Genomic DNA, 13,681 nt, shown 5'->3' with positions numbered 1-13,681 from the left:
GGAGACGGAAGACGGAGGGCGCAGGCGGGAGCGGAGAACGGTGGACGGGGACGAGACCGAGGACCGTGTCTCCGTCCCCGCTCAGAACCGCTCTACAACCCGCGGATCTCGACCTGGATGTTCCGCCGGGCCGCCGTCTGCTGGAACCGGCGGATCAGCTCCGCGACGTCGTGGTCGACGTAGGACGCCCCCTGGGCGTCGACCACCACGTGGGTGTCGCTCGGCAGCCGCTCGAACAGCGCCACGAGCTTGCCCTGCGTGAAGAAGTAGGCCGCCTTGTTGAACCGGATCGTCACCCGCGCCCCCTCGTGGATCACGTCGAAGACCCGGGACATCTGCGTCCTCAGCACGAAGACGACGCCGACCGCGAGGCCGATCGCGATGCCCTTCAGGAGATCGGTCAGCACGATGGCCACGATCGTCACGACGAACGGGATGAAATGGTTCCACCCGAGCTTGCGCATCTCCGCGAAGATCGCGGGCTTGGCCAGCTTGTAGCCGGTGACGAGCAGGATCGTCGCGAGGCACGCGAGCGGGATGTGCGAGAGCAGCCCCGCGGCGAAGACCACCGCGAGCAGGAGCAGCGCGCCGTGCGTCAAGGCGGAGACCCGCGTGCGCGCGCCGGCGTTGGTGTTGGCGCTGCTCCGGACGATGACCGACGTGACCGGGAGACCCCCGGCGAACCCGGAGAGCATGTTGGCGACGCCCTGCGCGACGAGCTCCCGGTTCGGCGGCGACTTGCGGTGCCACGGGTCGATCCGGTCCACCGCCTCCAGGTTGAGCAGCGTCTCGAGGCTGGCCACGATCGCCAGGGTCACGCCCAGCACCCAGACCTCGGGCCGCGCGATCGCGGACCAGTCCGGCAGCTGGAGCGCGCTGGTCAGGTCGCCGGTGGGCAGGGTCACGAGGTGCTTCTGCTCCAGGGCGAGCGACGGGACCGCCACCTTGAACAGCTCGTTGCCGAGCGTGGCGACGAGCACGGCGACGAGCGGCGCGGGCAGCCAGGAGATCTTCGCGAGGCGCGACTTCTCCCACCCGACGAGGATGGCCAGGCAGACGGCGCTGATGAGGAACGCGCCCCACTCGATCGCCTGCGGCGCCTGCGCCAGCATCGTGAAGGTGTTGCCGCCCTCGGCCTTGAACGACTCGGAGGCGAAGTTGTCCTTGTCGAAGCCGACGGCGTGGGGGAGCTGCTTCAGGATGAGCAGGACGCCGATCGCCGCGAGCATCCCCTTGATGACCGAGGAGGGGAAGAAGTGGCTGATCGCGCCGGCCCTGAGCACGCCGAGCCCGAGTTGCAGCGCGCCGCCGATGACCACCGCCAGCGCGAACGCCTGGAAGCTCTGCAGGCTGGTGATGCCCGCGAGCACGATGGCCGCGAGCCCCGCCGCCGGGCCGCTCACGCTGAGCTGAGCGCGGCTGATCAGCGGGATGACGAGGCCGCCCACGATGCCGGCGACGATGCCGGACAGGAGGGGGGCCCCGGACGCGAGCGCGATGCCCAGGCAGAGCGGCAGGGCAACGAGAAAGACGACGACGCCCGCGGGGATGTCGTACTTGAGGTTCCCGGTGAGGCGCGAATCCAGCGGCGGCGTGCTGTCCCCGTGCGCCTCCCCCCGGGGCGCGGCCGCGTCTTCTGCTCCAGGGGCGCGAGCACCCATGTGCTCCGACCCGGCGCTGGCTTGGATGGCATTTTGAAGCTGCATCGAAAGGCCCTCTCTTCCAGTAAGTCTTGGGTCAGTGCCAGTGAGGCGCTCAGCCCGCGCGCCGGTAGACCGTGGTCTCCGGCAGCGCGGACGGGGGCGCCGCCTCGCAGATGAGCCCGAACTGGCCGCTCGAATGCTCGAACTGGAAGACCTGACCGGTCTCGATCTTGAAGACCCAGGCGTAGAGCGAGAGCTCGCCGCGCGCGAGCCGCGCGCGGATCGTCGGGTGGGTGCGGAGGTTCTCGATCTGGGCGAGGACGTTCTCCTCGACCGTGATCGTCAGGCGGTTCTCCCCCTCGATGTGCGGGTAGTTCTCCTGCACCAGGCGGCGCGTCAGCTCCGCGTGCTGGAGCCACGACTTGACCGCCGGCAGCTCGTCCAGGCCGTTGAGATCGAGCAGCCCGCGCATCGCGCCGCAGTGCGTGTGGCCGCAGACGATGATGTGCTTGATCCCGAGGTGCGCGACCGCGAACTCGATCGCCGCGGCCTCGCTGCCGTTGCTCGCGCCGTACGGCGGCACGATGTTGCCGACGTTGCGCACGATGAAGATGTCGCCCGGCTGGGTCTGCGTGATCAGGTTCGGGTTGATCCGGCTGTCCGAGCACGTGATGAACAGCGCCTCGGGGCGCTGACCCCTCGCCAGGTGCTGGAAGAGATCCTGATACGAGCCGCAGATATCCGTCTGAAACTTGTGCAACCCGTCAGCGAGCTTCTGCATTTGAACAAACCCTCTCGTTGACCGCGCCGATCCAGCGCGGCAGTCGTCGTGAACACCTCCGGTTTCCAGCTCCTCCGCGACAGGCCGCGAGCGGCCTCGGCCACGGAGCTAGCCGATCAATTCAGGAAACGTGGTGGAGGGCGACGGACGGGAGGGTGGGGGACGGGGGAGGCGAGGCGGGCGGGCCGGAGATCGGCCACGAGGGCGACGCGAGGGCGCCTCGCGTCGTCGCCGGGTACCGAGCGCATCGCGCGAAGCCGGTGGGCCCCGGCACGGACCGACGGCTGCAGTCCAGCGAGATCAACCTGGTCGATCTCGGTGGATCCGGTCCGAAACGACCCCGAAACATCGGAGTTGCTCGCTTCGATGATGCTGATATTCCCCCGTACCAGCGTAAGCGGCGCGAGGATCAGCGCGAAGAGCAGCGCGATCCGAGGGAGGAATGACCGGAGAACCAGCATCGTTCAGGGATGGATAGAGCGTCGGGCGTTGGAACCAGGGGCGAACGCCGTCTATTCCCTAACCTGGCAGCGGGCCCGCTTCGTCGCAAGACGCCACGGCGCCATACCATGTGCGGCAAAGTGTCGCAGTCGGGGACGGACGCCTCGCTCCTGAGCCAGGTCGGCGCCCCGTCCAGATAACCGTTATAGCGACGGAATTCAACCGCTAGCCAACGCCGTCACGATGGCGTCGCGCAGGGCGACCATCTCGTGCTCACCCGCATATTTGTGACGAGGCCAGAAGAAGCCCTTGAGACCGTCTTTCCGACGGCGCGGGACCACATGGACGTGCAAGTGGGGGACGCTCTGACTGACGCGGTTGTTGATGGCGACGAAGGAGCCGTCGGCTGAGCACGCCGCCTCCACGGCGCGCGCGAGGCGCTGCGCGGTCGCGAAGAGCGGTCCGACGAGCTCTGACGGAAGGTCGGTGAGCACCTCGTGATGGGCGCGCGGGATGAGCAGGCAGTGGCCGGGGAAGAGCGGACGGTGGTCCAGGAACGCGATCGCCTCCGGCTCGTCGAGGACGACGTAGGCCGGCGTTTCGCCCCGGGCGATACTGCAGAAGGCGCAAGGTCGAGCGGGCATGGCGGCCTCCCGGAGCGATGCCGCGCCGCCTGCCGGGCGTCAACGCCGGCCCGCGGCCAGGCGCGGCGGCGGGCTGTGCAAGGGCCGTGGCGCGGCGCGCGGCCGTCGCGATCAGTGGCTCGCGAGGATCGCGTCGATCGACCCGTGACCGGCGGGCTCGCGCGTCCAGTAGTCGAGGAGCCTCCCGCCGGCCGTCATCCAGGCCCGGTCGTAGCGGCCGTCCTGCGACGTGATCCGCACGATGTGGTCGCCGCCGTGGAACGCCCAGTGGCGGCCCGTGTTGTCGAAGTGATCGATGAGCGCGCCCTGCCGCGTCTTCACGTGGAGGGCGTCGGCCGGATCGTCCCAGGTCGTGTCGACGATGAGCTCGTAGACCTGCCAGAGGTTGCCGGACGGGAGCACACCCCAGTCGACGTTGAGCCCGGAGTCGTTCGGGAGCCCGAACACGAAGCAGTGCGGCATGCGCCTCGCCGCGTGCCAGAGGTCGCCGTTGCGGCTCGGCTCGTGGTGGAGCGTCACGAGCGTGTCGCGCGCGAGGCCGAACCCGTCGCTGTCGCCCGGGCTGTCCCACACGCGGCGGAAGAGGTGCTGGCACAGCTGGTCGGCGCCGGCGGAGAACCCGACCGTGAGCAGGCCCCGCTGCCGGCGCTCGTGCAGGATGCGCCCGAACTTGCCGGGCTCCCCCTCGAACAGGGCGCCGAGCTGCTTGTAGCGCCAGAGCCCGGTCGTGCTGTAACCGCCGCCGAGGATCACCACCTCGGACGACCAGAGCAGATCCCACAGCACGTCGACGTCCTCGCGCCGCAGGTTGCTGGTCCAGTAGAACGGCACGTGCTCGAGGCCGAACCGCTCGTAGAACTGGAAGAACCAGCGGAAGTTGCCGTACGCGAACTCCTGCCGCTCGAGCTCGTTGCCGTCGCGGGGCGCCTCCGACATCGGCAGGAACAGGACGCGCTTGTTGTCCCGCCCGCGGAGGGCGCGCTGCGCGATGTAGTCGTTGTGGATGACGTTGCAGCGGCTGTGGGAGCTGTAGATCAGCGCGGTCCCTCTCATCAGGCCGCGCATCTCAGCGGCTCGGCGCGCCCTGCGTCAAGGGGGCGCGCGCTGCGTGTGGCGCGCTCCCTCGACGGGGGCGCGGTCGGGCGCGCTCAGCCGCGCCTCACCTGCTGCATCTTGCGCGGGACGGCGCCGGAGCGCATCAGCATCTCGAACGCCTCCTTCTCGAGCATCGGGTGCACGCCGCGCGGCGGGACGCCCATGGGGCTCTTCTTCTTCGTGATGAAGCCGCTCAGGTACTGCGGGTTGAGCGCGCTCAGGCTCCGGAGCGTGCTCTTCATCTGCTTCGTGTTGTTCGCCCAGGCGTAGGCGAACGCCCGCGAGCGGAGCAGCTGCGGCTTGAGCTCGGCGAACGCGTCGTCGTTCGGATCGAACGTCTCGAGCAGCTCGACGGCCTTCGTGGCCTGCCCGGTGCGGGCCCACGCCTCGCCGACGATGGCGGCCATCATGGCGCGGATCCTCGGCTCCTTGTGGCGGGTCATGTCGATCTTGTCGACGAGCGCCCGCGCCTCGTCCGTCTCGCTCAGGATGAGGTGGATCATGCCGCGCTGCGCGCGCGCCTCGTCGGCCATGGGCGCCATCACCTTGTCGAGGTTGATGGTCTCGAGCGTCCGGAGCGCGGCGCGCGGGTCCTCCTGCATCTGGAGCTGCGCCTTCGCGAACGTCGCGGCCGCGTCGTCCTTCTTGAACTCCGTGTCGAGCTTGGCGATCGCGTCCTTGCGCGCCTCGGCGGAGTCGGCGGTCTGCACGATCTGCGCGACGGCGCGCGTCTTTGTCGCGAAGCGCAGCGCCCACAGGATGACGCCCGCGACCACGACCGTCAGGACGCCGGCGGCCACCTTCGGCCAGACCCCGGGGATCGCCAGGGCGATGGCCCAGATGATGAGCGCCGGGATGCCGACGCGGAGGGCGAGCGAGCGCGGGTTCAGCTGGGCGAGGGGGTCGGCCGGCGGCTTTCCGCTGCGGAGCGCGGCGATGGCCTGCTCGCGCTGCTGCTTGGGGCTCTGCTTCTTCGGGGTGGGTTTGCCGGGGGTCTTCATCGAAGGTCGTGGATCTGACGGAGTTGCCGCTTGCGGGGCGCGGGGTCTCATAGCCGGCCTGCGGGGGAGCGGCCAGCGGAGGCGGGCGGACGAGCTGCCCGGCCCCCGGGGAGGGGGGAGGACGGTGGGCGAGGCTAGCTCGCGGCGGTGTCGGGGTCGCCGGGGCGCGCGGGGGGGTCGCCGGGGCGCGCGGGGGGGTCGCCCTCGGGGGCGGAGGCGGGGAGCGGGGTGACCGCAGGGCGGACCGTCTCGAAGCCGCGCAGCGGCGGGAGAGGCTCGATCGACGGGGCGACCAGCGCGGCGCCGCGCGTCGGCGGGATCGAGGCCGTCGGGTCGGCGAGGCCGAGCGTGGACTCGCGGAAGTGAAGGAAGACCGTCTGCGCGATCGACAGGCACGGGACCGCGAAGAGCGCGCCGGTGATCTGGAAGAAGTGCTCGCCGATGAGCAGCGCGAGCACGACGAGCACCGGATGGATCTTCGCCGAGTCGCCGATGATCTTCGGGTTCAGGAAGTTCGCCTCGAGCTGGTGGATGCCGACGATCCACGCGAGCACGCCGACCGCCGTGCCGAACGACTGCGTGAGGCCGATGAGGACCGCCGGGATCGAGCTCAAGATCGAGCCGAAGATCGGGATCAGCGACATCACCGCCGCGAGGACCGAGAGGATCGGCCAGTACTTGAGGTCGAAGAGCCAGAAGCCGATCGCCGAGAGGACGCCGTTCACGAGGCAGATGAGGAGCTGCCCGCGCACGACGCCGGACAGCCCCCGGTCGAGCCGGCGCAGGAAGCGATCGAACGAGTCGCGCGAGCTCGGATGCCAGAGCTCGCGGAAGAAGCGCAGGATCTTCTCGTGCGTCAGGATGATGTACCCCGCGAGCATCAACGTCATGAAGAGGTTGAAGATGCCGCGCGAGATCGCGGTCGCGATGGCCTGGCCGATGCGCAAGACCGTGAGCGAGTTCTCCTTGAGGTAGGCGGCCGCCTTCTCGTAGCCCTCCTGGAGCATGTTCGCGCTCGAGAGCGGGTGCTTCGGGCGCGCCGGCGCGATCTGCCAGACGCCGTCGCCGGTCTCGCGGATCTCGACGTCCTCGGCGATGCGCACGTCGAAGGAGCCGTCCGGCCCGGGGACGATGCGGACAGGCGGGCGCTCGAAGCCATCCTCCGCGGGCGCGGCGAGATCGCCGGGCGGCGCGTCGAGGTCATCGGGCGTCGGGCCCGGCGCGACCTCGTGCGGCGCGGGCGGCGCCTCGGGCGACGCCAGCGGCTCGCGGCCGGACCAGCGGCGGAGCCGCGCGTCGAGCGCGGGCAGGTACTCCTCGCGGAGCCGCGCGGCGAGCCGCGGCGCCTCGGCGGTGAGCGCCTTCCCCTCGGCGACGAGCCGCGGGACGCTGAGGGCGAAGAAGCCCGCGACGCCGGAGATCACGAGCGCGTAGACGACGAGGATCGCGGCCCACCGCGGGACGCGCGCGCGCTCGAGCCGGAGGACCGCCGGCGTGAGCACGTAGGCCACGACGAGCGCGAGCACGAACGGGAGCAGCACCGCGTGCGAGACGATGAGCAGCGCCGCCGTCAGGACGGCGCTCACCGTCAGGAACACGGTGCGCCGCGAGGGCCCCTCGCTCACGGCGCCTCGCGCGCGGCCGGGCCCGGGACGCCGTCGTCGACGAGCGACGCGGGCAGATCGGCGAAGAAGCCGAGCAGGTGGTCGCGCGTCGCCTCGAGCGCCTGCGGCACGACGCGCGTGTCGGCGAGCACGGGCATGAAGTTGGTGTCGCCGGGCCAGCGCGGCACGATGTGCACGTGCAGGTGCTCGGCGATCCCGGCGCCCGCGGCGGTGCCGAGGTTGATCCCGACGTTCATGCCCTCGCACTTGAGCGCGGCGCGCAGGCGGGTCGCCGACTCGCGCACGAGGCGGAAGAGCGCCTCGTGGTCGGCCGGCTCGAGCGCGTCGAGCGAGGCGACGTGCGCGTGCGGGACCACGAGGAGGTGGCCCGAGGCGAACGGGTAGCGGTTCAGCATGACGAACGCGCGGCGGGTCGCGGTCACGACCAGCCGGTCGCGCTGTTCTTGCTGGGTTGCGCGGGGGATGCCGCAGAAGATGCAGTCGGACTGGCCCTTCGGCGCAAGGATGTACTCGATGCGCCAGGGCGCCCACAGGGGGTTGCCCATGTCGCGGAGACGCTAGCACGGCGGCCACGCGCGCGGGACCACCGCCCGTGCTTCGCGCCCGCCGCGTCGCCCCCGTCGTCATCACCGCCGCCCGCGCCTCGCGCCGTGCTCGCGCGGCTCCCACGGGGATTGCCCGCCCGGGGACGCCCGCGCTCGGCCGCGGGCCGCGGCGCGGACCTCAGGAGACCCGCGCTCGGCCGCGGGCCGCGGCGCGGACCTCAGAAGGCAATCGGCGTGGCGGCGAGATCGAACCAGACCGAGAGGGCAAGCCCGGCGGACGTGCCGAGCGCGTCCCAGACGAGATCGCGGAGCGAGGGGGTGCCGTACCCGGCGGCGTCGAACGCCTCCTTCGCCAGGCCGGCGCCGAGCGCGACCGCGGCCCCCACCGCGATCCGTCCATGGAGGTCGTCGGTCGCGAGCGCGCCGAGCGCGTACCCGCCGCTGGCGAGGGCGATGGACGCACAGAAATGGCGCGCCTTGTCATCGCTGAACCACGGGTCGGGGTCGCGCAGCGGCGCGTAGGCGCGCGCGAGCGGCCGCTCCGGGAACGTCACCCGGGGCAGGCCGCCCGGGAGGCGGGCGAGGGGGTCGCCGGCCGCGGGGCCGGCAAAGACGCCGCCTGCGGGGCCGGCGAGGGGGCCCGCGGGGCCAGGCAAGGGGCGCGGGCCGGCAAAGGGGGCCGCGGGGCCTGCGGCGAGCGGGCCGTCGGCGCGGGCGGGGGGCGCGCCGAGCGCCAGGGCGGCAAGGACCGGCGCGGCGAGGGCGGAGCGCGCGAGGGGGCCTCTCATCGCGGCGGGATCGTCCGCGGCGCCCCGCAAAAAGCAAGAGGCGAGGCCCTGGGGAGGGCCTCGCCTCTCGTCGACATCGGGTCCACACGGCGAGCCGAGCGGCACCGGGGCGCCCGCAGCCCGCCGTACCTTCGGTGCGGCGGAGTGCGCGCCTGGCGCGCGGCCGGATCAGGCGGGCCGCGCGCCGGGCAGCGTCACTTCAGGTCGAGCTTGCCGCCGAACTTCTCCTTGATGAGATCGCCGATCGTCCCGGCCACCGGCTTGTCGTCGTCGTCCTTGCGCTTCTGCTGCTGGCGCTGGACCGGGGCGGGGCGCTCCATGCCGATGTTCTTCATCGTCAGGAAGAGCCGGCGGTCGACCGTGTCGAGCGAGGAGATCTCGGCCTTGACCTTGTCGCCCACCTTGAGCTTGCCGTCCTCGGGCTCCTGCACGTCGCTCTGCGAGATGAGGCCCTCGACGCCCTCGCGCAGCCGCACGAACACGCCGTAGTCGACGATGCTCACCACCTGGGCGTCCTCGATGACGCGGCCGGGCGGGTACTCCTGCAGCATGGTCGGCCACGGGTCGTCCCAGAGCTGCTTGATGCCGAGGGAGACCTTCTTCTCGTCGTGGTTGATCGAGAGGATGATCGCCTCGACGTCGTCGCCCTTGTGGTACAGGTCGCTCGGGTTGTTGACGCGCACCGACCACGAGAGGTCGCTCTTGTGGACCATGCCGTCGACGCCCTCCTCGATCCCGACGAAGACGCCGTAGTCGGTGAGCGACCGGACCTTGCCCGCGATCTTGTCGCCGGGGTGGTACTTGTCCGTGAAGAGCATCCACGGATCCGGCTCCAGCTGCTTGAGGCCGAGGCTGATGCGCTTCGCGCGCGCGTCCACCTCGAGCACCTGGCACTCGAGCTCCTGGCCCACCTCGAGGAGCTTCGACGGGTGCTTGACCTTCTTGGTCCAGCTCATCTCGCTCACGTGGATGAGGCCCTCGACGCCCGGCTCCAGCTCGACGAACGCGCCGTAGTCGGTGATCGACATGACCTTGCCGCGGACCTTCTTGCCCGCGGGGTAGGCCTCCTCGGCGTGGTTCCAGGGGTCCTCCTGGGTCTGCTTGAGGCCCAGGGAGACGCGCTCGGTGTCGGCGTTGTACTTGAGGACCTTCACGAGGACCTCGTCGCCGACCTGGAACACCTCGCTCGGGTGGTTCACGCGGCCCCACGACATGTCCGTGATGTGCAGGAGGCCATCGATGCCGCCGAGGTCGACGAACGCGCCGTACTCGGTGATGTTCTTGATGGTCCCCTTGACGGTCATCCCTTCCGTCAACGTCTCGAGCGTCTTGGCCTTCATCTCGTCGCGCTCGCGCTCGAGGAGCACGCGCCGCGAGAGCACGATGTTGCCGCGCTTCTTGTTGAACTTGATGACCTTGAACTTGTAGGTCTGGCCGATCAGCTTGTCCAAGTTGCGGATCGGGCGGAGGTCGACCTGCGAGCCCGGGAGGAAGGCCTTCACGCCGCCGCGGATGGTGACCGAGAGGCCGCCCTTCACGCGCTGGCTGATCGTGCCCTCGATGAGCTCGTCCGCCTCGCAGGCGTTCGAGATCTCATCCCAGACCTTCATCTTGTCGGCCTTCTCCTTCGACAAGGTGACGAGGCCGTCGTCGTTCTCGCGGCTCTCGATGTAGACGTCGACCTTGTCGCCCGCCTTGACGGCGGCCTGGCCCGCGGCGTCCGCGAACTCGCGCAGCGCGATGACGCCCTCGCTCTTGCCGCCGATGTCGACCACGACGGAGTCGCGGTTCACTGCGACCACGGTGCCGGAGATGATCTCTCCTTCACGCGCGAAATCGCCCCCTTCCACGCTCTGTTCGAAGAGCGCGGCAAAGCTCTCCATGCTCGCCCCGGACGAGCCTGCCTCCATATGGATGTTACTAGTCATGTTGTTCGTTCTTGTTTCCTTTCCTTCCCTGGGATTCGCCGCGCGGGCGTAGGCATGGACCCTTGGTGCCACGCACGAGCGGCGGAGGGGCAGGCACACGCGTACCGATGCACCCGGCCCCTCGGGAGAGGCGAGCCTGTAGTCTGAGGAGGGGCCTCTGTCAATGCAACGACCGAGCCACGGTGGGTTTTTGTCGTTTCCCTGAGAAACGACGAGCCCGCCGGCTCAAAGCGGCGCATCGTCAGGGCGCCGCGCGCGGGGCGCCGGCGGCCTCGCGCGCCCGCTGCGCGAGCGCGGAGCAGGCGCGATCGAGGCCCTCGACGGGCCATTTCGTCCGGATCTCGACGCGATCGCCCTGCGCTTCGGCCTGGGCGCCGTCGATCGCGGCCCCGGCGCCGGCGACGTCGGGGAGCAGCGCGAGCGCGAGCTTGAGGCTGCCGAGGAACGCCTGGGCGTCCGCGGCGAGCGCCGCGGCGGCGTCGCCCGAGACGGGCGCGAGGCGCATCGCGAGCGCGGGCTCCGCGCCGAGCGTGAGCGTGCCCGAGGCGTGAGCGATGCGCCGGAACAGCGCGCCGGCGCGCGGGAGCAGCGGCGACGCCACGCCGGCGGCGCCGGACCACGCGGCGCCCGTGAGCGCGAAGGCGACGGCGCCCTGCTCGGGCAGATCGAGGCGCTGCCACTCGTCCGACGCGGGCAGCGCGGCGCTCACGATCTCGACGTCCGTGCCGACGACGAGCGTGCCGTCGTCGGCCTGGCCGATCACGGCGCGCGGGCGCGGGCCGCCGACGAGCAGGAGCTCGCCCTCGCGGCGGACATCGGACCAGCCCTCCTCGCGGGCGACCTTCTCCATGCCGGCGACGAACCGGCCCTTCGGGATGCGCCCGCCCGCGAGCGCGACCCAGCTCGCGGCGTCGGTCGAGGCGATCACGATCTCGCGCACGTCCGAGAGGACGTCGACGCCGGTGGCCGCCTCGACGCGCGCCCGCCGCGACGCGCGCGCGGGCGCCTCCTCGACGAGCGGCAGGAAGTGCTGGCGCACGGGCCCGAAGAGCGCGAGCTCCGCGGCCTCGAGGCGGACGACGATGTTCGCGTCGCCCGGGATGTGGCGCCGGGCCGTCGGCTCGTAGCGAAAGAAGAGGAAGTAGACGCCGAGCGCGACGCCGGCGAGCAGCGCGACGCCGGCGAGCGCCGCGGCGAGGCACGCGGCCCCCCGCGGCCGGCCGGGGCGCGGCGGGGCGGCGCCGCCGTCGGGCTTCGCAGGGGGCGCCTCGGCGGGGTCGGCCCCGGGGGCCGGCGCGGGCGCCGCGGCCTCGTCGATCACGGTCGGTCGGATCGGTTCTTCGATCAGGGTGTCGGGCATCGGTTCAGCCGGCGGAGCCCCGGGACAGCAGGGCGAGCACGAGGGGCGCCGGGATGAGCCAGCGGAGCCGCACGGTGCGCTCCACCTGCTCGATCGAGAGCGCCTTCATCAGCTCTGCGTAACGCACATCCTCGACGTTGTCGCGCAGCACCTCGAGGAACCGCCGGGCGCGCCCGGCGCCGGCCGGGTCGACGCCGACGATCTCCGCGTCGAGGCGCACCCCGTCGTCGGCGAGGGACGCCACGGCGCGGACGCGCTCGACGCCGGCAACGAGCGCGGAGGCCGACGGGAAGCGGCGCGCGAGCGAGGCGGGGAGCCGGCGCGCGCGCAGGTCGAGGCTCACGAGCCCCTCGGCGGCCGGGTCGCCGCGGCGCTCGTCCGGGCCGTCGCGGAGGACGCGCGCGACGCTGCTCACCTCGGCCGCGGACACGAGCGCGACGGCGCGATCGCCGAGCGCGACGATCCGCGCCGTGTCGGCGCGCGCGGCGACGCCGTCGCCGCGGCGATCGAAGACGGCGACGCCGCCCTGCACGCCGTGCACATCCCGCGCGACCGGCGACGGCGCCCAGCGGTCGGGATCGGGCGCGAGCCCGGCCATCCGGCCCTCCAGGACGACGACGCGGTCGCCCGCCTCGAGATCGGCGAGCCGCAGGCCGAGCCAGACGACGTCGGCGCGCCGGAGGGCGCTCTCGAGCGCCTCGTCGGGCGCCTCGTCGAGCGCGCGCCGCGCGAGCTCGTCCGCGGCCGCCTGGCCGAGGCCGGCGCGCATGCGGGCGACGTCGACGCGCACCACGAGATCGAGATCGGCCGGGAGGAGATCGGCCGGCTCGATGCGCCGGACGATCCGCGGGCCGTCCGGGATCCTCGCGCGCTGCGCCTCGGGCCGCGGCGCCTCGCCCCCGCAGGCCGGGAGCGCGAGCGCGATCAGGGTAGCGGCGGCGGCGGCGCGGGCGTCACGCGCCGCGCGCACGGATCTCCACGAGGGACGCCATCTCGTCGATGATCTCCTGCGGGCTCCGGTGCCCGGAGTCGACCAGGATCGCGTCGTCGGCCTTGCGGAGCGGCGCGACGGCGCGCTCGCTGTCGGCCTTGTCGCGGCGGAGCACGTCGGCGAGCGTCGCCTCGAAGCTGACGGACATGCCGCGCGCGACGAGCTCGTCGTACCGCCGCTTCGCGCGGATCTCGGCCGGCGCGGTGAGGAAGAACTTCACCTCGGCGTCGGGGAACACCACGGTGCCGATGTCGCGCCCCTCGAGCACGACCCCGCCGCCGGCGCCGGCCTGCCGCTGCATCGCGAGCAGCGCCTTGCGCACCGCGGGGATGGCCGAGACCCGGCTCGCGCCGAGGCTGATCTCCGGGGCGCGGATCGCGCTGGAGACGTCCTCGCCGTCGAGCAGCACCCGCATGCCGCTGCCGCCCACGCTCGAGTGCGGCGGCCCGCCCTCCGGGGCGGCGCGCGCGGCGGCGGAGGCGTACGCGGCGCCGGCGTCCGTGGAGTCGGGCGCCGCGCCGCGCTCCAGCGTGATGCGCCCGCCGCTCGCGAGATCCTCGGCGAGGGCGCCGATCGCGCCGGTCTCGTCCCACGCGAGGCCCACGCGGTGGACCGCGAGCGCGACGGCGCGGTAGATCGCGCCGGTGTCGACGAGGAGGTAGCCGAGCCGCTCGGCGAGCCCCCGCGCGACCGTGCCCTTGCCGGCGCCGGCCGGCCCGTCGATGGCGACGCGCAGCCGCCGGAGCTCGCCCTGGCCCGGGAGGTGGCGTGCGTCGTCCTGTCTCTGCCGTTCGGTCACCTGCGCTCCTCCTCGTTCGCTCGCTCGCCCGCTCGCCCGC

Annotated in this window: 12 protein-coding genes; all 12 read right to left on the bottom strand. The window is 72.2% G+C overall.

Going from position 1 to position 13,681, the window contains the following annotated elements:
* Positions 1 to 92 precede the first annotated feature (92 nt).
* Positions 93 to 1,661, bottom strand: a complete 1,569-nt coding sequence (locus WME98_RS11295) for a SulP family inorganic anion transporter (protein WP_437951344.1) — start codon at positions 1,659 to 1,661, stop codon at positions 93 to 95.
* 94 nt (positions 1,662 to 1,755) lie between these two features.
* Positions 1,756 to 2,424 carry a carbonic anhydrase gene (locus WME98_RS11290; RefSeq protein ID WP_437951343.1) on the bottom strand — a complete coding sequence of 223 codons (669 nt, stop codon included), beginning with the start codon at positions 2,422 to 2,424 and terminating at the stop codon, positions 1,756 to 1,758.
* 659 nt (positions 2,425 to 3,083) lie between these two features.
* Entirely contained in the window at positions 3,084 to 3,509 is a 426-nt protein-coding gene (locus tag WME98_RS11285; protein WP_437951342.1) for an HIT family protein, read from the bottom strand.
* A 111-nt stretch (positions 3,510 to 3,620) separates the two neighbouring features.
* Positions 3,621 to 4,562 (bottom strand): hypothetical protein, encoded by a 942-nt coding sequence (locus WME98_RS11280; RefSeq protein WP_437951341.1) that lies wholly within the window; start codon positions 4,560 to 4,562, stop codon positions 3,621 to 3,623.
* A 95-nt stretch (positions 4,563 to 4,657) separates the two neighbouring features.
* Complete coding sequence (locus WME98_RS11275; RefSeq protein WP_020739972.1) at positions 4,658 to 5,605, bottom strand: hypothetical protein; 948 nt, start codon at positions 5,603 to 5,605, stop codon at positions 4,658 to 4,660.
* Positions 5,606 to 5,739: 134 nt separating this feature from the next.
* Positions 5,740 to 7,230, bottom strand: a complete 1,491-nt coding sequence (locus WME98_RS11270; protein ID WP_437951340.1) for an AI-2E family transporter — start codon at positions 7,228 to 7,230, stop codon at positions 5,740 to 5,742.
* The gene (locus WME98_RS11265) at positions 7,227 to 7,775 is read right to left on the bottom strand and encodes an HIT family protein (RefSeq protein ID WP_061622619.1); all 549 of its coding nucleotides are present in this window, start codon (positions 7,773 to 7,775) and stop codon (positions 7,227 to 7,229) included. Before WME98_RS11265 ends, WME98_RS11270 begins: the two co-directional genes overlap by 4 nt.
* A 218-nt stretch (positions 7,776 to 7,993) precedes the next feature.
* Positions 7,994 to 8,563: a hypothetical protein gene (locus tag WME98_RS11260; protein ID WP_437951339.1), complete on the bottom strand. Its 570-nt coding sequence runs from the start codon at positions 8,561 to 8,563 to the stop codon at positions 7,994 to 7,996.
* 194 nt (positions 8,564 to 8,757) lie between these two features.
* On the bottom strand, positions 8,758 to 10,491 hold the full coding sequence (locus WME98_RS11255) for a 30S ribosomal protein S1 (RefSeq protein ID WP_044986661.1): 1,734 nt from the start codon (positions 10,489 to 10,491) through the stop codon (positions 8,758 to 8,760).
* A 241-nt stretch (positions 10,492 to 10,732) separates the two neighbouring features.
* The gene (locus WME98_RS11250) at positions 10,733 to 11,851 is read right to left on the bottom strand and encodes a hypothetical protein (RefSeq protein WP_437951338.1); all 1,119 of its coding nucleotides are present in this window, start codon (positions 11,849 to 11,851) and stop codon (positions 10,733 to 10,735) included.
* Positions 11,852 to 11,855: 4 nt separating this feature from the next.
* Positions 11,856 to 12,821, bottom strand: coding sequence for a hypothetical protein (locus tag WME98_RS11245; protein ID WP_437951337.1), 966 nt, complete (start codon positions 12,819 to 12,821; stop codon positions 11,856 to 11,858).
* Positions 12,805 to 13,641, bottom strand: a complete 837-nt coding sequence (gene cmk / locus WME98_RS11240; protein WP_437333361.1) for a (d)CMP kinase — start codon at positions 13,639 to 13,641, stop codon at positions 12,805 to 12,807. The genes WME98_RS11245 and cmk overlap by 17 nt, the downstream gene beginning before the upstream one ends.
* Between the last annotated feature and the right edge of the window lie 40 nt (positions 13,642 to 13,681).

This window comes from Sorangium sp. So ce296 (genome assembly GCF_051529605.1).
GTDB classification, from domain to species: domain Bacteria; phylum Myxococcota_A; class Polyangia; order Polyangiales; family Polyangiaceae; genus Sorangium; species Sorangium cellulosum_D.
Note: the sequence above shows the minus strand (reverse complement) of the source record. Positions and strands in the feature narration are given on the sequence as shown.

Excerpts from the sequence above, each read along its gene's own strand:
- WME98_RS11295 (WP_437951344.1), bottom strand. The coding sequence starts at position 1,661 with ATGGGTGCTCGCGCCCCTGGAGCAGAAGACGCGGCCGCGCCCCGGGGG.
- WME98_RS11290 (WP_437951343.1), bottom strand. The coding sequence starts at position 2,424 with ATGCAGAAGCTCGCTGACGGGTTGCACAAGTTTCAGACGGATATCTGC.
- WME98_RS11285 (WP_437951342.1), bottom strand. The coding sequence starts at position 3,509 with ATGCCCGCTCGACCTTGCGCCTTCTGCAGTATCGCCCGGGGCGAAACG.
- WME98_RS11280 (WP_437951341.1), bottom strand. The coding sequence starts at position 4,562 with ATGAGAGGGACCGCGCTGATCTACAGCTCCCACAGCCGCTGCAACGTC.
- WME98_RS11275 (WP_020739972.1), bottom strand. The coding sequence starts at position 5,605 with ATGAAGACCCCCGGCAAACCCACCCCGAAGAAGCAGAGCCCCAAGCAG.
- WME98_RS11265 (WP_061622619.1), bottom strand. The coding sequence starts at position 7,775 with ATGGGCAACCCCCTGTGGGCGCCCTGGCGCATCGAGTACATCCTTGCG.
- WME98_RS11260 (WP_437951339.1), bottom strand. The coding sequence starts at position 8,563 with ATGAGAGGCCCCCTCGCGCGCTCCGCCCTCGCCGCGCCGGTCCTTGCC.
- WME98_RS11255 (WP_044986661.1), bottom strand. The coding sequence starts at position 10,491 with ATGACTAGTAACATCCATATGGAGGCAGGCTCGTCCGGGGCGAGCATG.
- WME98_RS11250 (WP_437951338.1), bottom strand. The coding sequence starts at position 11,851 with ATGCCCGACACCCTGATCGAAGAACCGATCCGACCGACCGTGATCGAC.